Source organism: Reyranella sp., assembly GCF_965229815.1.
Lineage (GTDB): Bacteria > Pseudomonadota > Alphaproteobacteria > Reyranellales > Reyranellaceae > Reyranella.
Genome location: NZ_CBDDJN010000002.1, coordinates 1,821,373 through 1,840,388, shown reverse-complemented (window position 1 = coordinate 1,840,388; position 19,016 = coordinate 1,821,373). Strand labels below are relative to the sequence as shown.

Genomic DNA, 19,016 nt, shown 5'->3' with positions numbered 1-19,016 from the left:
ACAGACATGGCCGTCGTCGAGACCGAACGTCACGGGCAGGTGCTCGTGGTGCGCATGAACCGCCCGGAGCGTCTGAACGCGCTGAACACCGAGATGCGCACCGAGCTCGCGCGGATCTGGACCGACTTCAGGCACAGCAAGGAACTCGAGGTCGCGATCTTCACCGGCACCGGCCGCGGTTTCTGCGCCGGCGAGGACATGAAGGAATCGCTGGAGAAGGGCGTGGCCGGCGGCGAGCGGCCGAAGCTCGAGGATCCGTTCATGACCGGCGCGCTGGAGAAGCCGGTGATCGCCGCGATCAACGGCTTCGCCATGGGCGGCGGCTTCATGCTGGTCGAGCGCACCGACCTGCGCGTCGCCGTGCGCGAGGCGATCTTCGAGGTCTCCGAGGCCAAGCGCTGGCTGCTGGGCGGCTACAATCACGGCCACATCGCCAACCTGCCCTATCCGGTCGCCATGGAGATGGCGCTGGGCTTCCGCTTCACCGCCCAGCGCTTCCACGAGATCGGCTTCCTGAACCGCCTGGTCGAGGCCGACCAGCTGATGCCCGAGGCGCTGAAGATGGCCGAGCACCTGCTCACCCTGCCGCCGGCCTCGCGCGTCAACACCGTGCACATGATGCGCCAGATGCGGCCCGCCCCCAGCGCCGACCAGCAGGCCCTCGCGGCCGCCCTGCACGACCACGGGGCCAAGAGCGACCTCATGGAATCGCGGGCCGCCTTCGCCGAGAAGCGCAAGCCCGACTTCAAGGGCTGGAACGACCCCGAGGACCGCTACCGGCTGCCGACGCTCAAGTCCGTGAGGTAAGCCGCTTCTACGGAAGCAGCGCCTCGGCCAGCGAGCGCGGCGAATGGATGGAGATGCCGGCTAACCTCCGGCCGTAGAACGCGCCGAAATGGGTACGATCGCCGGTGACCAGCACGTCGCATCGCATGCGCACGGCCGCTACCATGACCGGTCGATCCTTTTCCGGCAACGCGGCGAGGCTTGGCAATGTCGTGGTTGGGGCCTGAAGCGATGCCACCTCGACCCGATCGAGCAGCAGCGCCAGCGATGCCAAGGCCTGCGGAGCCTTCGCCGCAAGATTGCGGCGCGCCTCTTCGGCAACGTAGCCATCGGCGCACGGAACGTGTCCCCGTGCCGCCAGATCGTGCAGGAAGCGGCGCACCGCACCGTCCGATCTCGCCGCCGAAAACAGGATGTTGGCGTCGAGGAAGATGCGCACCTCAGGAAGACGAGCGACGAGGCGGAGAACGACGCGCCGTGGGACGCTTGCGCCGGTAGAACTCGGCGAGTTCGGCTTCTGCACCATCGAACTCGGCGATCCGCTCCTCGGTATAGATCTCGACCGGCAGCGTTACCGCCGGCCGCAGCAGCAATCCTTCCGATGTCGCTTCGGCAATCAACTGATCCTCGGCCTTGATGCCGAGCTGACGACGCAATTTCGCGGGAAGCGTGATCGTTCCGCGGTCAGTCACTGTGAGGGTGGTCTTCATCGGCGCAGTATATCCGAATTTCCGTAATTCGGCAATTTTGCTATCGGTGAGCTCGATGGTTTGACTTGCACCTTGTCGTGGATCCTCGTTACGCCTCGAGGGCGCTCCACGCGATCAGCGACCCGTTCGAAAATTGAACACGCAGATCCTCTGCGCCGCCGGTCGGCCTTCGACTGTGCACATCGGCCGCGCTGGAGAGTCCCGCCCGCCGCGTGCTACGCCTTGGACATGGCGAAATCCAAGGCTGCGGCCGCTCCGGCGGCCAAGAAGGACGCGACCGGCGGCGCGGGCGACAACGCGCCGATCCGGCACCTCTACCTGGTCGACGGATCCGGCTACCTGTTCCGCGCCTACCACGCCCTGCCGCCCATGACGCGGCCGGACGGGACGCCGATCAACGCCGTCTACGGCTTCTGCCGCATGCTGGTCGCCGACCTGCTGGACAAGCCCGAGGTCGACCACATCGCCATGATCCTCGATTCCAGCGAGGTCACGTTCCGCAACAAGATCTACGACAAGTACAAGGCCAACCGCCCGCCGCCGCCCGAGGACCTGGTGCCGCAGTTCCCGCTGATCCGCGAGGCGGCCCGGGCCTTCAACGTCACGGTGTGCGAGCTCGACGGCTACGAGGCCGACGACCTGATCGCGACCTACGCCCGGCTGGCGCTGGAAGCCGGCGCCACCTGCACCATCGTCTCCTCCGACAAGGACCTGATGCAGCTCATCCGGCCGGGTGTCGAGATGATGGACCCGATCAAGAAGACGCGGCTCGGACCCGAGGCGGTGATGGAGAAGTTCGGCGTCGCGCCCGACAAGGTGGTCGACGTCCAGGCGCTGGCCGGCGATTCGGTCGACAACGTGCCGGGCGTGCCGGGGATCGGCGTCAAGACGGCGGCCCAGCTCATCAACGAGTACGGCGACCTCGAGACGCTGCTGGCCCGCGCCGGCGAGATCAAGCAGCCCAAGCGGCGCGAGGCCCTGATCGCCAATGCCGAGCTGGCGCGCATCTCCAAGCAGCTGGTGACGTTGCGCGACGACGCCCCGGCCCCGGCCGATCCCGACAGCTTCGACAAGCGCAAGCCCGATCCCAACGTGCTGCTGCCGTGGCTGGAGCAGCAGGGCTTCAAGAGCCTGGTGACGCGCTTCGCCGGCGAGCTCGGCGAGGCAACGGCACCGGTGGCGCCGGCCGCCCCCGCTGTGCGCCCGGCTCCCGCGGCCGGCGCCGCCCCCGGCCCTGCGCCCTCGACGGGCCGGCCGAAGTCGAACCAGCCCTTCACCGCCGCCGACTACGAGCTCGTCACCGAGGCGGCCCAGCTCGACGAATGGGTCGCCGAAGCGACGAAGGCCGGCACGGTGGCCTTCGACTGCGAGACCGACGCGCTCGACGCCCAGAACGGCGGCCTGGTCGGCGTGTCGCTCGCCCTGCTCGAGGGACCGTGGGGCAACGTCAATTCGAGCCGACGGCGCGCCGCCTACGTTCCGCTCGGCCATCGCGCGCCCGGAGGCGAGGCGCAGGGCACGCTCGATCTCGCGGGCGACGGCGCGGACAAGGACGGCGGCCGGCTGCTGCCCGGCCAGATCCCGCTCGAGACGGCGATCGCCCGGCTGAAGCCGCTGCTCGAGGATCCCTCGGTCCTCAAGGTCGGCCAGAACATCAAGTACGACATGTGCGTGCTGCGCCAGCACGGCGTCGAGATCGGGCCGGTCGACGACACGATGCTGCTGTCCTTCGTGCTCGATGCCGGCCGGCACAATCACGGCATGGACGAGCTGGCCGAGCGCTATCTCGGGCAGAAGACCATCAAGTTCTCCGAGGTGGCCGGCAGCGGCGCCAAGCAAGTGAGCTTCGACCGCGTGCCGATCGACAAGGCGCGCGACTATGCCGCCGAGGATGCCGACGTCACCATGCAGCTCTGGGCCGAGTTCAAGCCGCGGCTGGTGCACGAGCACATGGTCGGCGTCTACGAGACGATCGAGCGGCCGCTGATCCCGGTGCTGCTCGGCATGGAGCAGGCCGGCATCAAGATCGACGCGCCGCGTCTGCGGACGCTGTCGGCCGAGTTCGAGAAGCGCATGGCCGAGCTCGAGCAGGAGATCCACAAGATCGCCGGCCGCGAATTCAACGTCGGCTCGCCCAAGCAGCTCGGCGAGATCCTGTTCGACGAGCAGAAGCTGCCGGGCGGCCGGCGCAACAAGAACGGCTCGTGGGCGACCGACGTCAGCATCCTCGAGGACCTGGCGGCCCAGGGCCACGCGCTCCCCGTCAAGATCATGGAGCATCGCCAGATCGCCAAGCTCAAGGGCACCTACACCGATGCCCTGGTGCGCGAGCTCGACGCCAGGACCGGCCGCGTCCACACCTCCTACCAGATGACCGGCGCGGCCACCGGCAGGCTCGCCTCGACCGATCCCAACCTGCAGAACATCCCGGTCCGCACCGAGGAGGGCCGCAAGATCCGCGAGGCCTTCATCGCCGAGACCGGCCACAAGCTCCTGTCGGCCGACTATTCGCAGATCGAGCTCCGGCTGCTCGCCCACGTCGCCGACATCGCCTCGCTGAAGGAGGCCTTCGCGCGCGGCGACGACATCCACGCCATCACGGCCAGCGAAATGTTCGGCGTGCCGGTCAAGGGCATGGACCCGCTGGTGCGCCGGCGCGCCAAGGCGATCAACTTCGGCATCATCTACGGCATCTCCGCCTTCGGCCTCGCCAACCAGCTCGGCATCGGCCAGCAAGAGGCGCGCGAGTACATCGCCCGCTACTTCCAGCGCTATCCCGGCATCCGCGACTACATGGAGACGACCAAGGAATATGCGCGCCGCAACGGCTACGTGAAGACGCCGTTCGGCCGCAAGATCCATCTGCGCTTCATCGCCGACAAGAGCCAGGGCATGCGCGCCTTCGCCGAGCGCGCCGCGATCAACGCGCCGCTGCAGGGCGGCGCCGCCGACATCATCAAGAAGGCGATGATCCGGCTGCCCGCGGCGCTCAAGGAGGCGCACCTGGCGAGCCGCATGCTGCTGCAGGTCCACGACGAGCTGCTGTTCGAGGTCCCCGACCAGGAAATCGACAAGACCAAGGCCGTGGCGCGCAGCGTCATGGAAGGCGCCGCGACCCTGTCGGTGCCGCTGGTCGTAGAGACCGGCGTCGGCGACAACTGGGCGGCGGCCCACTAGGTCATGCGCTGGCCGGGCTGGATGGGTGCCGCCGTCGTCCTCACCGCCGGATGGTCCGTGGCGGCTCAGGATCCGACGCTGCAATGGTCGTCGCCGTCCGCCGGATCGATCAACGGCTCGAAAGCGACGATCGACGACCGTCCCTGCTGCGGGGCGACGACCGACGCGGTGCCCGTGCCGGATTCCGATGCCGCCGTTGTGGCCGGACTGCCGGGCAAGGCGGCGCGCGACGGGCGGGTCCTCAGCCTCTCCCTGGCCGGCGGCCGGACACTGCGGCTCATCGACTGCGACGAGGCGAGCGGCTGCACGGCTGACGACACGCGGCTTCACCGGCTGGTCGACTGGTGGCCGGATCATCGCCTCTACGTCGTGGCGGTCGGCCTCTATGAGGAGAGCGTCGCCTACCTGGTCTCCGAACGCGACGGCGCGGCGCTGGTGACCACCGCGCCGCCGGTCCTGTCGCCATCCCGGCGCCAGGCAGTCGCCCTGGTCTCCAACCTGATATCGGGCGTCGATCTCGAGATCGTCGATCTCGTCCACGAGCCGCCGAGCCTGGCCAAGGTCACGCCCCTGCCGGACTGCGGCGGCGCCGGGCCGGAGGCCTTCCTGCGGCCGCGACCGGTCTGGCTGGACGACCGCACCGTGACGTTTGAAGGTGAGCCGCCCCTGCCTGCCGCCCGACCCGACACCCGGCAGGTCTTGCGCGTCGAGGGCGGCCGCGCGCATTGGCAATGCTGAGAGAGAGGAGAACCGCGCAATGAAGGTCTGGGACCGTTCCCGCTCGATCGCCATCGTCGCCGCGGCCGTGGCCGCCATGGTCGGCGCCTTCGCCGCTGCGGCGTCGGCCCAGACCGATCCGCGGGTGCGCACGGCGACGCCCAGCAAGGGCCTGCTGTGGGGCTCCAAGATGACGGTCGAGAGCGGCCCCTGCTGCGCGGCGCAGAAGGGCGCCAAGGCCGGCGATCCCGCGGAGGCCGCGGTGCTGGCCAAGCTGGGCGACCGGGCGGCGCGCGACGGACCGATCCTGTGGCTCCGGCTGCAGAACGGCCGCCTGCTCAAGATCACCGACTGCGACGACGAGAATGCCTGCGAGGCCGACCGTTTCCGCCGGCATCGCCTGGCCGCCTGGTGGCCCTCGCTCGGCCTCTACGTGGTCGATGTCGGCCTCTACGAGGAAGGGCTTGCCTACCTGATCGCCGAGAAGGACGGCCAGACGACGCGGGTCGCGTCCCTTCCCGTCCTGTCGCCGTCCGGCAAGCGCGCCGTGGCGCTGCAGTCGAACCTGATGAACGGCGTCGACCTCGACGTGATCGACTTCACGACCCATCCGCCGAAAGTGACGAAGGTCCAGGACCTGCCGGCCTGCCCGGGCTCGGGCAAGGCGTCGTTCCTGCGCCCGCGGCCGGTCTGGGTGGACGAGACCCATGTGCGCTTCGAGGGCAAGTCGCCGCTCGAGGAGGACGATCCGAAGGCCAGGCAGCTGCTGCGACTCGTCGACGGGCAGCCGCAGTGGCAGTGCTGAAGGGGGAGCAGAGAGCGATGAAGATCTGGGGCCGAGCCAACTCGATCAACGTCATGAAGGTGCTGTGGGCCGCCGACGAGTGCGGCATCGCCTACGAGCGCACCGATGTCGGGGGCGCCTTCGGCGGCAACGACCAGAAATGGTACCTCGACATGAACCCCAACGGCGTCGTGCCGACCATCGATGACGGCGGGCGCATCATCTGGGAGAGCAACTCGGCGCTGCGCTACCTCGCGGCCAAGTACGCCGCCGGCACGCTGTGGCCCGTCGATCCCGGCCAGCGCAGCGACGCCGACCGCTGGATGGACTGGCAGCTCAGCACCATTTCGGAGCCGATGCGCATCGCCTTCTGGGGGCTGATCCGCACGCCGCCGGAGAAGCGCGACATGGCCGCGATCGACAAGGCGGCGGAGGATGCCGGCCGCCTGTTCGGCCGGCTCGACGGCTGGCTGGAAGGGCGCCGCTACGTCGCCGGCCAGCATTTCACGATGGGCGACATCCCGGTCGGCTGCTTCGCCTATCGCTGGTATGCGCTCGACATCAAGCGCCCGGAGCTCAAGAACGTCCGCGCCTGGTACGAGCGGCTCGCGACGCGGCCGGCCTATGCCAAGCACGTCATGATCAAGCTGACCTGAAGGGTCGAGGGTCTGTCACCCCGAGCGCAGCGAGGGGGCCTTTGAAGCGACGAAAAGGTCCCTCGCTACGCTCGGGATGACGGCCGGAGCTACGGCCGCTTGGGCAGGCGCGCCATCTCCGCCACGATGGCGCGGTCGATCACGGTGAACAGGTAGGCGTCGGGCGCCAGCGTGCAGCCGCCGCGGACCAGGTGGCCGAGTTGCGTGCCCATCGGGCCGTCGGGGATCATGACGCCGTGATGCCGCGCCGAATGCTCGCCGAGATAGAGCGCGAGCGCCTTGCGCGCCTCCGGGTTCATCGCGTGCGCTTCCTTGCAGGTGATGTACGCCGCCTGGTCGAAGTTGAGCGGCGGGTTCTGCGCCTGGGCGGCGGCTGCGACGAGCAGCGAGGCGGCGGCGGCGAGGAAAATGGTCTTCATCTCGGGTCCCCGTCCTACTTGTTGTCGCTGATGGCGCTGCCGGTGATGTAGCCCGCCGCGCCGCCGATCAGGCCCGCGCCGACCACGGCGCCGAAGCTGCCGCCGGCCACGGCGGCGATGCCGGTGCCCAGCGCAGCGCCGGTGAGCGCGCCCTTCTGGCCCGTCGTCATGTTCTCGCAGCCGCCGAGGACGCCCGCGACGACGATCAATGCCACGATTTTGGATTTGACCATGCTCTTCTCCCGCTCCGCCCCTCCCGACTCAGGGAGGGGTCATGTCCGCCTTCGTCCAGCCCTTGCCGGGATCGAAGGATGAAATCGCGCCCGCCTTCTGCGCCGTCTGCGGGCCGAGATCCTGTTGGTACACGACGCCGTCCTGGTTGACGATGAAGGTCATCACGCCCGTGTCGCCGTAGCGCACCGGCCAGGCGATGACGCCGAAGCCGCCGATCATCCGGCCGTTCACCAGATAGTCGCGCGCGCCGCCGGGCGCCGCCGCGCCCTGGGAATAGAGCAGGCGGAAATAGTACCCGTAGTGGCCATCCGGCGCCTGGCCGTCGGCCTGCGCCCGGGCGACCGCCGGTCCGAGCGGGCTCTGCGGCTCGCCGGGCTTGGCCGGCCAGTAGAGCCCGTCCTTGCGGCCGGGCGAGCTCAGGAGCCGCCGGGCATAGGCCGGCGCGCCGGTGTTCATGGGATCGATGAGGGCGTAGTCGCCCTGGGCGTCGACGATGGCCAGCAGCGTCTGCACCACCGCCGCCTCGTCGTGGCCGATGCGGCGCAGCACCATCTCCTTGAGCCCGGCCGCAACGTCGAAGCGCCACTCGCCGCCGTCCTTGGCCAGCGGGATCGGCAGCGTCCAGCCGGCCTTGCCGACCTCGAGCCGGGCCTTGTCGTCCCCCGACATGACCAGCTTGTGGGCATCGTCCCAGGCCGCGAGATAGGCCGCGCGGCGGCGCTGCACATCGTCGTCGGAACCCGGCACGAAGTCGTGCCATGCCGTGCCCAGGAGGGCATCCATGGCCTTGCGGTCGTTCTTGCGCACCGCCTCGGTGAGCGCCTGGGCGGCGGCATCGGGGGTGGCGAAGCCCTGAGTCTTCGCCGCCGGCGCGGGCGTCTGCGCGACCGCGACGGCGGCGAGGCCGACCACCAGAGCGAGGGCGGCAAGACCGCGCCGGAACATCGCGCCACTCATCGCCGGAACCCTCCGCCACGAAACCCGCCGCCGCCGCCGCGATCGAAGCTCCGGTCGCCCCACGAGGAGCGGCCGCGATCATAGTCGCGGTTCACGTCGCCGCCGCGCTCGATGCCGTCGAAGGCGCTGCTGCGGCCCTGCGTGCCGCGCGACTGCACGGCGTTGCGGTTGGCCTGCTCGCGGTTGGCCGCCGACTGCTCGCGATTGGTGGCCGCCTGCGAGCGGTTCGTCACCGCCTGCTCGCGGTTGGTGGCGGCCTGCGCGCGGTTGGTCCCGTCGAGCTGGCCGCGGAACTGCTCGCGCTGCTGGGCGCCCGGCCGGACCTGGTTGTAGCGCTGGCGCTCGGCCGGCGTGCGGTAGGGCACGCCGGCGCGATGCGCCGGATCGTGGGTCCACTCGCCGTTGCGATAGCGGCTGGCGTTGAAGTTGTTGGCGCTGATCGTCGTCGCCCGGTTGACGTTGACCGTCGTGTAGCTGTTGCCCCAGCCCGAGCCGTTCCAGCCCCAGTGCCAGCCGCCGAACATGGCCGCGCCGGCGGCGACGCCGAGACCGAACATCATGCCGGTCATCAGGGCCGCGCCGTAGTTGGGCGGCGGCGGATAATAGACCGGCGGATAGGCCGGATAGGGCCACGGACCGTAGGCCCAGGTTGGGTTGTAGTAGGGAACGTAGATCACTTCCGGGTTGGTCGGCTCGACCACGATCGCGCTGGCCGAGCCCGAGGACTGGGTAGTGACCTTCTGCTGCGGCGTGTCCTTCAGGGTGCCCTGCGCCTTGGCCTTGGCGCGCAGCCTCTGGACGGCGTCGGCCACGTCTTTCTGCTGGCCGATCATTGCGTCGCCCACCTTCTGGGTCCAGTCGAGGTGGGTGTTCATCATCGCCAGCGTCTGCGGGAAGGCGACCAGCGACTTCACGCTGACGTCCCACTCCTTGTCCTTCACCGCCTGCACGGCGGCGTCGCCCTTGAGGTTGGGATTGGCCTGCGACCAGCGCGCCGCCTCGACGACCTCGAGCGGATAGGTCGAGGCCATCAGGACCTGCGACAGCAGCGCGTCCGGATAGAGCGCGATCGGTGCGAGGAGCTGGTCGAGCTGCTCGGCCGTGAAAGGCTTCTTCGATTCCTGCGCCCGGAGGGAGAAAGCAGGACCCATCGCCAGGACCACCGTGGACAATCCCAGCAGACGACGCCGATTCATTGTTGGTCCTTCCCGAAAGCGCGGTGACGAAGTCCACACTAGCGGTGCAAGCAGCATCTCGTCCAGCGGGTCACGCCAGTCGGAATACTTCCACCGGCTCGTCGTGGCCCTTGACCTGGCGCAACACCGGCGTGATCGGTTCGGCCCCCAGCACGGCGCGGTCCTTGATCGCCGAGAGGGTGGCGCCGCTGGCCAGCACGACGACCTCGTCGTCGGCCATCATGAAGTCCTTCCCGAGCTGCTCGAAGCGCTGGGCGATGTTGACGGTGTCGCCGACCACGGTGAAGTTCACGCGGCCCGGCGCACCGATGTTGCCGACCACGACCGGCCCCGAATGCAGGCCGATGCGCACGCGGATCGGAGCCTGCCCGGCGGCGCGGCGCACCGCATTGTCCTCGCGGACGACGCGGGCGATCGCCAGCGCGGCGCGCACGGCATGGTCGGCATGATCCTCCATGTGCGTCAGTCCGCCCCACACCGCCATCACGGCGTCGCCGATGTACTTGTCGATCACCCCGTGCTCGTGCTCGATGCAGGCCCCGAGAAGCGCGAAGTGGTGATTGAGGAGGTCAGCCGTCTCCTGCTCGGGCAGGTCCTCGGCCTGCGGCGTGAACTCGACGATGTCGCTGAACATGACGGTGACGTTGCGGCGCCGCGAACGCACCGCATCCTCGCCGAGCTCCATGAGCCGGAACACCAGCCGGTGCGGCACGTAGGCGCCGAACCATTTCAGGGCGCCGCGCGCCTTGTCGAGGCTGTGGCCGGCATCGTCGATCTCGCGCAGGCGCGAGCTGCGATGGAAGGGCTGGTCGAACTCGAGGCGCTCGATCGCCTCGGCGGCCGAGGTGATCGTGCGGATCGAGCGCACCATGCTGAGACCGATCAGCAGCGCCAGCACCGCGGCGACGGCCAGCGTGGCGGCGCCGACGATGGCGCCGTTGGTCAGGCGGTCGAGGTCGCTGGTCGCGTCCTCGAGCGGGAAGTACTGGCCGACCAGCCACGGCGTCGGGCCGTAGCCCTTCAGCTCGCGATAGACGAAGACCCACAACCGGCCTTCGGCCTGCACCACGTGGCCGACGTCGCCCAGCGCCCGGTCGATCTGGGCGCCGCGCACCGGCGTCGACCAGATGCGCGCCAGCACCGGATCATCGACTTCGCCGATGGTCGGCAGCTCGCGGTCCTCGGTCAGGCCGAGACCGCGCGGATCGACCAGCCGGCGATGGGCCAGGACCCGGTCGCGGCCCACCAGGATGAAGTAGCGGCCCTCGCTGCCCTTGCTCGCCTCGCCGATCAGCAGCGACAGGTCGCCCAGCGCCAGCGTGGCGATAAGGCCGCCGATGAAGGCGCCGTCGAGGCGGCGGATCGGGGTCCGCACGTTCAGCAGCGGCTGCTGCAGCGCTTCGTTCCAGAACAGCGCCCCCCAGAAGGTGTCGTCCGTCGTCTGCAGCTCGCGAAAGCGCTCCAGGCCGCGCGGCAGGTCGACCAGCGGGATCGTGTCCCGGATCACCTTGCCGTCGGGCAGCCGCGCGACGCGCTCGAACTGCAGGTCGAAGGTCGCGAAGCCGGCGCTCGAGATGACCGGAACGCGCGTCATCATCACCCACAGCGCCTCGCGCATGTCGACCGGGGAGCCGATGTCGATACGGCCGCTCGCGGCCAGTGCCGCGATCATGTCGAGATGCTGCGTGACGGGGTCGAGCCGGCTGCGGATCGCGCCGACCTGGGCTTCGACGACGCGCGCCGCCTTGTCGACCAGCAGGCGCTCGGCGGTGTTGGTCGCGCCGGCCAGGACGGCGATGTAGGCGATGCCCGAGATCAGCGCGAGCGAGACGAAGGCAAGCGCCAGCGCCACGATCAGCGGCAGGCGCAGGCGCCGCCGCAACGGGGCGGCGGCAGTAGTGGTCTCGAGGGTCACGGCCCGGTCATCATAGGCCGTTCCGGTCGCCGGAACAGCCGGCCGCGACGGCCTCAGGCGGCGGCGCGAATCGCGGCCTGCTTGACCTTGCCGTCGACGTGGCCCTCGAATTGCCGGAAGTTCGCCTCGAAGCGCTGGGCGACGTCGCGCGCGGCGACGTCATAGGCCTTCTTGTCCTTCCAGGTGTTCTTGGGGTTCAGCACCTCGCCGGGCACGTCGGGGCAGGCCGCCGGCACCAGCATGCCGAAATGGGGATCCGGCGCCGCGGCGGCGGCGGCCAGCCGGCCGTCGAGCGCCGCCCGCACCATCGCCCGCGTGTGGCGGATCGACATGCGCTCGCCGACGCCGAAGCCGCCGCCCGACCAGCCGGTGTTGACCAGCCAGCACTTGACGTGCTGGCGCGCCATCTTCTCGCCCAGCATCTTGGCGTAGACGGTCGGATGGCGCGGCATGAACGGCGCGCCGAAGCAGGTCGAGAAGGTCGCCTGCGGCTCGGTAACGCCCTTCTCTGTGCCGGCGACGCGGGCCGTGTAGCCCGACAGGAAATGGTACATCGCCTGCTCGGGCGAGAGCTGCGAGATCGGCGGCAGGACGCCGAACGCATCGGCAGTCAGCATGACGATATTCTCCGGCGTGCCCGCCAGCCCCGTCTCCGACGCGTTGGGGATGAACTCCAGCGGATAGCAGGCGCGGGTGTTCTCGGTGAACCGCCCGTCGTCGAGATCGAGCGCGCCGGTTGCCGGATCGATCACGACGTTCTCCAGCACCGTGCCGAAGCGTTCGGTCGTGGCGTAGATCTCCGGCTCGGCCTCGCGGCTGAGCTTGATCACCTTGGCGTAGCAGCCACCCTCGAAGTTGAAGAGGCTGGTGTCGGCCCAGCCGTGCTCGTCGTCGCCCAGCAGCGTGCGCGAGGGATCCGCCGACAGCGTCGTCTTGCCGGTGCCCGACAGGCCGAAGAAGATCGCCACGTCGCCCTTGGGGCCGACATTGGCCGAGGCGTGCATGGGCAGCACGTTCTTGTCGGGCAGCAGGTAGTTCAGGATGGTGAACACCGACTTCTTGATCTCGCCGGCGTACCAGGTGCCGCAGATCGCCACGATGCGTTCGCTGAAGTTGACCAGGATGGCGCAGTCCGAGGCGGTGCCGTCGAGCGCGGGCTCGGCCTGGAAGCCCGGCAGGTTCAGGATCGTGAAGTCGGGGCGGAAGCCCTCCAGTTCCTCGCGGCGCGGCCGCAGGAACATGTTGCGGGCGAAGAGGTTGTGCCACGCCGTCTCGGTCAGCACGCGCACGCCGATGCGATGCGCGGGATCGGCGCCGGCCCAGCAGTCGCGGGCAAACAGCTCGCGGCGCTGGGCATAGGCCAGCATGCGGTTGTAGAGGGCACGGTAGCGCTCGGGCGAGATCGCCTTGTTGGTCTTGCCCCAGTCGATGACGCCCTGCGTCGCCGCATCCTCGACGAAGAACTTGTCGTTGGGCGAGCGTCCGGTATGCACGCCGGTGCGCACCACCAGCGCGCCGCCGTCGGCCACGCGGCCCTCGCCGCGGCGGATCGCCTGCTCGTACAGGGACGGAACCGAGAGGTTCCAGTGGATGTCGCCAGAATTTCTCAGCCCCAGCGTCTCGAGTCCGAATTTGGGGACGACACTCTTCGGCTGATCCAAGGCGTTTCTCCTGTTCATGAGGCCTATCTAGGAACGTGACGCATTCATGTCCATGCAAGCGCTACTGGCACACCCCGAAGGTGGCAAGGCTCTCGCCGCGCCTGCGACAGTTTAATTGCGGGGAAAGCCGCCCTTCGAGTGTGCAGGCGCGAAGGCCATGCCGCGCCGCGGAATCAGGCCGCGGCGCCGGCCTGGCGGGCCTTCGCCACCAGGGCCACCAGCACCTTGCGGGCCTCGCCGGCCGCCGTGAGCGGCGCCTCGAAGGCCAGGCGGCCGACGCTGCCGCCCCGGCGCAGATCGAGCCCCTCGGCATCGATGCCCGTCAGGCGCCAGCCCGTGCCGTCCAGGCCCAGCAGCCGCGCCGCGTAGAGATCGACGGCGTCGGCGTGGTCGGCGTTCATGTGGGCCAGGATGCCGGCCTCGGCGTCGGGCATCCCCTCGGCCGAGGGGACGCCGAGATCGTCCAGCCAGCGAATCCGGCCGAAGCCGGCGACCAGATGCGCGCGCGTCACGGCGACCCGGTAGAAGCGGAAGTCCTTGAAGCCCGCATACATCTCGGCATCGGGATGGCGCGCGAGATAGCGCGCCCGCAAGCGCGGATCGTCGCTCTGTTCGGCCCGCCCGAGCAGCGTGACGCGCGGTCCGGTGAGCGGCTGGTCGAGCCCTTGGGTCCCGTCGAACAGCAGCGACACGCGCGGATCGGCGGCGATCGCCTTCGCATGCTCGGCGAGGTCGCTCAGCAGAAGCACCGGCGAGAGGTCATGGTCGACGGCCGTGAGCACCAGGGAGGCGTAGGGCCAGGGGCCGTCGCCGCCGGGCAGCGCGGTCGCCAGGGCGGCGCGGTCGAGGCCGCGCACCAGGTGGCGCACCGTGCGCGAGGGGTCGTCCTGGGTCATGGTTTGAGGATAAAAGCGCCTTAATTCGCTCACATCGATGGCAGATTGGGACGGCGACGGCCCGGTCTGTGGTACCATTGTCAGCCCTGTCAGGAGAAGCCAAGCCGTGCGAAAGACCATCGCCCTCGTCGACGACGATCGTAACATCCTTACCTCCGTGTCGATGCTTCTCGAGGCCGAGGGCTTCCAGATCAAGACCTTCACCGACGGCGCGTCGGCTCTCGAGGGGCTGAGCCAGGCACCGCCCGACCTCGCCATCTTCGACATCAAGATGCCACGCATGGACGGCATGGAGCTGCTCAACCGCGTCCGCAAGACCCAGCAGTTCCCGGTGATCTTCCTCACCTCCAAGGACGAGGAGATCGACGAGGTGCTGGGCCTGCGCATGGGCGCCGACGACTTCATCCGCAAGCCGTTCTCGCAGCGCCTGCTGCTGGAGCGCATCCGCGCCGTGCTGCGCCGCGCCGACGCCGGCGGCGGCAAGGGCGAGAACGCGGCCGAGCGGATCGTGCGCGGCGACCTGGTCCTCGACCCCAGCCGCCACCAGTGCACCTGGAAGGGCAAGGAGGTGCACCTCACGGTCACCGAGTTCCTGCTGCTGAAGTCCCTCGCCGAGCGGCCCGGCCACGTGAAGAACCGCGACCAGCTCATGGATGCGGCCTATGGCGAGACGATCTACGTCGACGACCGCACGATCGACAGTCACATCAAGCGCGTGCGCCGCAAGTTCCGCGAGGTCGACGGCGAGTTCGAGCAGATCGAAACGCTCTATGGCATCGGATACCGATACCGCGACGCCTGAGCCGGCGCGCCGCTGGCTCTGGCTGCACGGACTGGTCGGACGGCTGGGCGCCGCCTTCGGGCGCCGCCCCGCGCCGCCGCCGCGTCCGGCCGAGACGCCGTCGCTGCTGCGCCGCCGGCGCAGCGCGACGCGGCGACACTCGCCGCTCACGCGGCGCATCCTGCTCCTGAACATCATTCCCGTCGCCCTCCTCACCCTGGGCGCCGTCTACCTCAGCGACTACGAGGAGGAGCTGATCGACGCCGAGCTCGCCTCGCTGGCGGTCCAGGGCGAGATGGTGGCGGCCGGCATCGCCGAGGTCGCGGTGGCCGGCGGCGAGACGACGGTCAACCGCCTCGACGCCGATGCCGCGCGCCAGCTCCTGACGCGGCTGGTCCGGCCGACCGGCGTGCGCGCCCGCCTGTTCACCGAGACCGGCGATCTCATGGGCGATTCGGCGATGCTGAACGAGGTCGGCCGCATCCATGTCGTGCCCCTGCCGCCGCCGCAGACGCCGCCCTCGTCCGAGGACGTGCGCTGGACCGACCGCATCGGCGACTGGATCGCGCGCCAGCTCTCGCGCGCCGACCGGTTCCCCGAATATGTCGAACGGACCGCGCCGACGGTGCGCGACTTTCCCGAGGCCGCAAGCGCGCTGCGCGGCTTCAACGCCTCGGCAGTGCGCCTGGGCCCGGAGAACGTGCTGATCCTGAGCGCCGCCGTGCCGGTGCAGCGCTACAAGCAGGTGCTGGGCGCGCTCGTGCTGACGCGCGACAACCGCGCCATCGCGGCCTCGCTGCGCGAGGTCCGCTACGACATGCTGGTGATCGCCGCCGCCGCGCTCGGCATCACCGTCCTGCTGTCGCTCTACCTCGCCGGCACCATCACCCAGCCGATCGTGCGCCTGGCCCGCGCCGCCGACGAGGTCCGGCTGGCGCGCGAGAACCGGCCGGAGATTCCCGACCTCGGAAAGCGCGGCGACGAGATCGGCGACCTGAACGACGCGCTGCGCTCGATGACCGACGCGCTGTGGCAGCGCATCAACACGATCGAGAGCTTCGCCGCCGACGTCGCCCACGAGCTCAAGAACCCGCTGACCTCGCTGCGCTCGGCGATCGAGGTGGCGGCCCGGCCCAATCTCGATCCCGAGCGGCGCGAGAAGCTGATGGGCATCGTGATCGAGGACATCAACCGGCTGAACCGGCTGATCACCGACATTTCGGAAGCGTCCCGCCTCGACGCCGAGCTGATGCGCGGCGAGGTGCAGAAGGTCAACCTGAGCGCCCTGCTCGGCGACATGGCCAACCACTTCACCAGCCGCGGCGCCGGCAAGTCGGGCGTCACGGTCGAGTTCCGGCTGGCCGCCAACCCGCCCTACCTGGCGCACGGCCACGACGGCCGCTACGGCCAGGTCTTCCGCAACGTCATCGACAACGCCCTGTCGTTCAGCCCGCCGGGCTCGCGCCTGCTGATCGAGCTCAGCCGTGCGCCGCGCAACGGACCGTTCGTCGTCACCATCGACGACGAGGGTCCGGGAATCCCGGAAGACAATCTCGAATCGATCTTCCAGCGCTTCTACTCGGAGCGGCCGACCGAGCATTTCGGCCAGCATTCCGGCCTCGGCCTGTCGATCTGCCGGCAGATCATGGAGACCTACGGCGGCTCGATCACCGCCTCGAACCGGCGCGCGCCCGACGGCCGCGTGCTCGGCGCGCGCTTCACCATCCGCGTGCCGGCGGCCGATTCGCGAAAGTAGCATGCGCCTGCACGCGACCTGCGTGGCCCTGCCGCACCGACGCGGCTGGCGCGCCGTGCTGCTGCGCGGCCCCTCCGGTGCCGGCAAGTCCGACCTGGCGCTGCGGCTGATCGATGCCGGCGCCCGCCTGGTCGCCGACGACCAGACGGAGATCTCGCGCCGGGGGCGTACGCTGATGGCCGCCGCGCCGCCGTCGATCGCCGGCCTGATCGAGGTCCGCGGGCTCGGCATCGCGGCCCTGCCGCGCGATCGCCGCCGGGCGAGCGCCCGCATCGCGCTGCTGGTCGACCTCGTCGCGCCGGACCGTATCGAGCGCCTGCCCGAGCCGGCGCGCGAGACGCTCCTGGGCGTCGACCTACCGGTTCTCGCGCTCTTCCCGTTCGAGGCCTCGGCCCCGGCCAAGTTGCGCCTTGCCCTGCAGCAAAGTGCCGACGCATGATCGCGCGCGCCACGACATGCAAGAGACCCCCCGCCCAGCCCAGGACAACCGCCGGCCGTTCGTGCTGGTGACCGGGCTTTCCGGGGCCGGACGGGCAACGGCGCTCAAGGCGCTCGAGGACATGGGCTACGTCGCGGTCGACAACGTGCCGCTGCCGCTGCTCGGCGACCTGATGCGCTCGACCGCCGGCAGTCCCGGGGAGCTGGCCGCGCCGCTGGCCTTCGGCGTCGACACCCGCACCTTCGGCTTCGACCCGCACGACCTGGTGCGGCGCGTCCAGGAGCTGCGCCTGCGTGCCGACATCGCCGCCCGGCTGCTGTTCCTCGACTGCGACACCGAGGCCCTGCGCCGGCGCTACACCGAATCGCGCCGGCCCCATCCGCTGGCGCCCGACCGGCCGGTCACCGACGCGATCGGCGAGGAGCGCAAGCAGATCGGCTGGCTACGCGATTCGGCCGACGTCGTGATCGACACCTCGGCGCTGGCGCCGCACGAGTTCAAGCAGCTCCTCGGCGGGCACTTCGCGCTCGGCCGCGGCGCCGGCACGCGGCTGGCCGTGATGTCCTTCTCCTACCGCCGCGGGCTCCCGCGCGAGGCCGACCTGGTGTTCGACGTCCGATTTCTCCGGAACCCGCACTATGTGCCGGAGCTCAAGCCTTTGACCGGGCGCGATCCCAGGGTCGCCGCCTTCGTCGCGGCCGACGGCGGCTACCGCCCGTTCATCGAGTCGCTGCGGGCGCTGATCGCGCCGCTGTTGCCGCGCTTCGATGCCGAGGGCAAGGCCTATCTGACCATCGCCGTCGGCTGCACCGGCGGCCGCCACCGCTCGGTGGCCGTGGCCGAGGATCTCGCAGGGTGGTTGCGCGACACGGGCCGCTCGGTCACTCTCTCCCACCGGGACGCCGAGGCGGCCGGGGAAGCCGTCGGCGCAGGGTAGAGTGACGAATGATCGGCATCGTACTGGTGACTCACGGCAACCTGGCGCGTGAATTCGTGCTGGCTCTCGAACACGTCGTCGGACCGCAGCAGTGCCTGTCGGCCGTCTGCATCGGCGCCGACGACGACATGGAGAAGCGGCGCGCCGAAATCCTGGCCAGCGCGCGCGCCTGCGACACGGGCGACGGGGTGATCGTGCTCACCGACATGTTCGGCGGCACGCCGTCCAACCTCGCCATCTCGATCATGGAGCAGGCCAACATCGAGGTGCTCGCCGGCGTCAACCTGCCGATGCTGGTCAAGCTCGCCTCGGTGCGCACCCGTCCGATCGCCGAAGCCGTGCGCGCCGCGCAGGAAGCCGGCCGCAAGTACATCGCCGTCGCGTCGCGCATCCTGGCGAAGGAAGCTTCGTGACGGACGACGTCCCGCAGGAAGCGGCCGAGGCCAGCGTCGGCGCCCTGCGACGAAAGCTCGTCATTACCAACAAGCGCGGTTTGCATGCGCGGGCCGCCGCCAAGTTCGTCCGCACCGTCGGTCAGTTCGATTCGGTGGTCCGCGTCGTGTTCAAGGGCCAGGAGGTCTCCGGCCTGTCGATCATGGGCCTGATGATGCTGGCCGCCGGCATCGGCTGCGAGATCGAGCTGAGCTGCTCGGGCCGTCAGGCCGCCGAGGCCATGACCGCCCTGTCGGCGCTGGTCGAAGGCAAGTTCGGCGAGGATTAGGCCGCCGGGAGTTGCCCGCTCGACGGCAACACCGTCGAGCGCTTCCAGCCGATCAACATGTGGAACCGCGACAAGGGGTTCGTCCAGGCCGATCCCGGCACGCTCGCCTGGACGGCGTTGACCATCGGCGACTCCGGCGGCTTCGACGCCTGGTTGGCCGATCCGCGGCCGGGGACGCAGGGCATCGACACGCCGCCGGTGAAGTGCGAGGTGCCGATCGCCGACATCGGCCTGCGGGACACGAGTGCGGAAGGTGTCCGTCGCATAAAGCGTC

General features: G+C 69.8%; 21 protein-coding genes. 11 read left to right on the top strand and 10 right to left on the bottom strand.

The window, feature by feature from the left end; all coding sequences use genetic code 11:
* The first annotated feature begins 6 nt into the window (after positions 1–6).
* Positions 7–807 carry an enoyl-CoA hydratase/isomerase family protein gene (locus ACO073_RS09240; RefSeq protein WP_421996919.1) on the top strand — a complete coding sequence of 267 codons (801 nt, stop codon included), beginning with the start codon at positions 7–9 and terminating at the stop codon, positions 805–807.
* A 7-nt stretch (positions 808–814) separates the two neighbouring features.
* Here the strand turns inward: ACO073_RS09240 and ACO073_RS09235 are convergent, their stop codons facing one another.
* Positions 815–1,225, bottom strand: coding sequence for a PIN domain-containing protein (locus tag ACO073_RS09235; RefSeq protein ID WP_421996918.1), 411 nt, complete (start codon positions 1,223–1,225; stop codon positions 815–817).
* Position 1,226: 1 nt separating this feature from the next.
* Entirely contained in the window at positions 1,227–1,496 is a 270-nt protein-coding gene (locus ACO073_RS09230) for an AbrB/MazE/SpoVT family DNA-binding domain-containing protein (protein ID WP_421996917.1), read from the bottom strand.
* A 228-nt stretch (positions 1,497–1,724) separates the two neighbouring features.
* Here ACO073_RS09230 and polA point away from each other — a divergent pair, with 228 nt between their 5' ends.
* Genes polA through ACO073_RS09210 form a run of 4 tightly spaced genes read left to right on the top strand, consistent with a single transcriptional unit; the run spans position 1,725 to position 6,830 of the window.
* A complete protein-coding gene (gene polA, locus ACO073_RS09225; protein WP_421996916.1) occupies positions 1,725–4,673 on the top strand; it encodes a DNA polymerase I in 2,949 nt (982 codons plus the stop codon).
* Positions 4,674–4,676: 3 nt separating this feature from the next.
* Positions 4,677–5,411 (top strand): hypothetical protein, encoded by a 735-nt coding sequence (locus ACO073_RS09220; protein WP_421996915.1) that lies wholly within the window; start codon positions 4,677–4,679, stop codon positions 5,409–5,411.
* Between the two features lie 19 nt (positions 5,412–5,430).
* The gene (locus tag ACO073_RS09215) at positions 5,431–6,195 is read left to right on the top strand and encodes a hypothetical protein (RefSeq protein WP_421996914.1); all 765 of its coding nucleotides are present in this window, start codon (positions 5,431–5,433) and stop codon (positions 6,193–6,195) included.
* 17 nt (positions 6,196–6,212) lie between these two features.
* On the top strand, positions 6,213–6,830 hold the full coding sequence (locus tag ACO073_RS09210) for a glutathione S-transferase family protein (RefSeq protein ID WP_421996913.1): 618 nt from the start codon (positions 6,213–6,215) through the stop codon (positions 6,828–6,830).
* Positions 6,831–6,919: 89 nt separating this feature from the next.
* Here ACO073_RS09210 and ACO073_RS09205 read toward each other — a convergent pair whose 3' ends face one another.
* The 7 genes from ACO073_RS09205 to ACO073_RS09175 all read right to left on the bottom strand — a co-directional run bounded on the left by ACO073_RS09205 (position 6,920) and on the right by ACO073_RS09175 (position 14,108).
* Entirely contained in the window at positions 6,920–7,249 is a 330-nt protein-coding gene (locus tag ACO073_RS09205; protein WP_421996911.1) for a hypothetical protein, read from the bottom strand.
* Between the two features lie 14 nt (positions 7,250–7,263).
* Positions 7,264–7,482, bottom strand: coding sequence for a bacteriocin (locus ACO073_RS09200; RefSeq protein ID WP_421996909.1), 219 nt, complete (start codon positions 7,480–7,482; stop codon positions 7,264–7,266).
* A 28-nt stretch (positions 7,483–7,510) separates the two neighbouring features.
* On the bottom strand, positions 7,511–8,440 hold the full coding sequence (locus ACO073_RS09195) for a DUF2950 domain-containing protein (RefSeq protein ID WP_421996908.1): 930 nt from the start codon (positions 8,438–8,440) through the stop codon (positions 7,511–7,513).
* On the bottom strand, positions 8,437–9,636 hold the full coding sequence (locus ACO073_RS09190; RefSeq protein ID WP_421996906.1) for a DUF3300 domain-containing protein: 1,200 nt from the start codon (positions 9,634–9,636) through the stop codon (positions 8,437–8,439). The genes ACO073_RS09195 and ACO073_RS09190 overlap by 4 nt, the downstream gene beginning before the upstream one ends.
* Positions 9,637–9,706: 70 nt before the next feature.
* Positions 9,707–11,551, bottom strand: coding sequence for an adenylate/guanylate cyclase domain-containing protein (locus tag ACO073_RS09185; protein WP_421996905.1), 1,845 nt, complete (start codon positions 11,549–11,551; stop codon positions 9,707–9,709).
* A gap of 53 nt (positions 11,552–11,604) precedes the next feature.
* Positions 11,605–13,212, bottom strand: a complete 1,608-nt coding sequence (locus ACO073_RS09180) for a phosphoenolpyruvate carboxykinase (protein ID WP_421996904.1) — start codon at positions 13,210–13,212, stop codon at positions 11,605–11,607.
* 173 nt (positions 13,213–13,385) lie between these two features.
* Positions 13,386–14,108, bottom strand: coding sequence for a HugZ family protein (locus ACO073_RS09175; protein ID WP_421996903.1), 723 nt, complete (start codon positions 14,106–14,108; stop codon positions 13,386–13,388).
* Positions 14,109–14,145: 37 nt separating this feature from the next.
* Here ACO073_RS09175 and ACO073_RS09170 point away from each other — a divergent pair, with 37 nt between their 5' ends.
* The 6 genes from ACO073_RS09170 to ACO073_RS09145 are packed head-to-tail and all read left to right on the top strand — an operon-like array spanning position 14,146 to position 18,742.
* Entirely contained in the window at positions 14,146–14,910 is a 765-nt protein-coding gene (locus ACO073_RS09170) for a response regulator transcription factor (protein ID WP_421996901.1), read from the top strand.
* The gene (locus ACO073_RS09165) at positions 14,879–16,645 is read left to right on the top strand and encodes a stimulus-sensing domain-containing protein (protein ID WP_421996900.1); all 1,767 of its coding nucleotides are present in this window, start codon (positions 14,879–14,881) and stop codon (positions 16,643–16,645) included. The genes ACO073_RS09170 and ACO073_RS09165 overlap by 32 nt, the downstream gene beginning before the upstream one ends.
* A gap of 1 nt (position 16,646) precedes the next feature.
* On the top strand, positions 16,647–17,084 hold the full coding sequence (locus ACO073_RS09160) for an HPr kinase/phosphorylase (protein ID WP_421996899.1): 438 nt from the start codon (positions 16,647–16,649) through the stop codon (positions 17,082–17,084).
* A gap of 16 nt (positions 17,085–17,100) precedes the next feature.
* Positions 17,101–18,021: an RNase adapter RapZ gene (gene rapZ, locus ACO073_RS09155; protein WP_421996898.1), complete on the top strand. Its 921-nt coding sequence runs from the start codon at positions 17,101–17,103 to the stop codon at positions 18,019–18,021.
* 8 nt (positions 18,022–18,029) lie between these two features.
* Entirely contained in the window at positions 18,030–18,434 is a 405-nt protein-coding gene (locus ACO073_RS09150) for a PTS sugar transporter subunit IIA (protein WP_421996897.1), read from the top strand.
* Positions 18,431–18,742 (top strand): HPr family phosphocarrier protein, encoded by a 312-nt coding sequence (locus ACO073_RS09145; protein ID WP_421996896.1) that lies wholly within the window; start codon positions 18,431–18,433, stop codon positions 18,740–18,742. Before ACO073_RS09150 ends, ACO073_RS09145 begins: the two co-directional genes overlap by 4 nt.
* On the opposite strand, the gene ACO073_RS09140 is transcribed toward ACO073_RS09145, so the two are convergent.
* Positions 18,739–18,984 carry a hypothetical protein gene (locus ACO073_RS09140; RefSeq protein WP_421996894.1) on the bottom strand — a complete coding sequence of 82 codons (246 nt, stop codon included), beginning with the start codon at positions 18,982–18,984 and terminating at the stop codon, positions 18,739–18,741. The genes ACO073_RS09145 and ACO073_RS09140 overlap by 4 nt on opposite strands.
* Positions 18,985–19,016: the final 32 nt, after the last annotated feature.

Bases quoted from the DNA above. Each gene is read 5' to 3' on its own strand.
- ACO073_RS09240 (WP_421996919.1), top strand. From the start codon at position 7: ATGGCCGTCGTCGAGACCGAACGTCACGGGCAGGTGCTCGTGGTGCGC.
- ACO073_RS09230 (WP_421996917.1), bottom strand. From the start codon at position 1,496: ATGAAGACCACCCTCACAGTGACTGACCGCGGAACGATCACGCTTCCC.
- polA (WP_421996916.1), top strand. From the start codon at position 1,725: ATGGCGAAATCCAAGGCTGCGGCCGCTCCGGCGGCCAAGAAGGACGCG.
- ACO073_RS09220 (WP_421996915.1), top strand. From the start codon at position 4,677: ATGCGCTGGCCGGGCTGGATGGGTGCCGCCGTCGTCCTCACCGCCGGA.
- ACO073_RS09215 (WP_421996914.1), top strand. From the start codon at position 5,431: ATGAAGGTCTGGGACCGTTCCCGCTCGATCGCCATCGTCGCCGCGGCC.
- ACO073_RS09210 (WP_421996913.1), top strand. From the start codon at position 6,213: ATGAAGATCTGGGGCCGAGCCAACTCGATCAACGTCATGAAGGTGCTG.
- ACO073_RS09205 (WP_421996911.1), bottom strand. From the start codon at position 7,249: ATGAAGACCATTTTCCTCGCCGCCGCCGCCTCGCTGCTCGTCGCAGCC.
- ACO073_RS09200 (WP_421996909.1), bottom strand. From the start codon at position 7,482: ATGGTCAAATCCAAAATCGTGGCATTGATCGTCGTCGCGGGCGTCCTC.
- ACO073_RS09195 (WP_421996908.1), bottom strand. From the start codon at position 8,440: ATGAGTGGCGCGATGTTCCGGCGCGGTCTTGCCGCCCTCGCTCTGGTG.
- ACO073_RS09190 (WP_421996906.1), bottom strand. From the start codon at position 9,636: ATGAATCGGCGTCGTCTGCTGGGATTGTCCACGGTGGTCCTGGCGATG.
- ACO073_RS09175 (WP_421996903.1), bottom strand. From the start codon at position 14,108: ATGACCCAGGACGACCCCTCGCGCACGGTGCGCCACCTGGTGCGCGGC.
- ACO073_RS09170 (WP_421996901.1), top strand. From the start codon at position 14,146: ATGGCAGATTGGGACGGCGACGGCCCGGTCTGTGGTACCATTGTCAGC.
- ACO073_RS09165 (WP_421996900.1), top strand. From the start codon at position 14,879: ATGGCATCGGATACCGATACCGCGACGCCTGAGCCGGCGCGCCGCTGG.
- ACO073_RS09160 (WP_421996899.1), top strand. From the start codon at position 16,647: ATGCGCCTGCACGCGACCTGCGTGGCCCTGCCGCACCGACGCGGCTGG.
- rapZ (WP_421996898.1), top strand. From the start codon at position 17,101: ATGCAAGAGACCCCCCGCCCAGCCCAGGACAACCGCCGGCCGTTCGTG.
- ACO073_RS09150 (WP_421996897.1), top strand. From the start codon at position 18,030: ATGATCGGCATCGTACTGGTGACTCACGGCAACCTGGCGCGTGAATTC.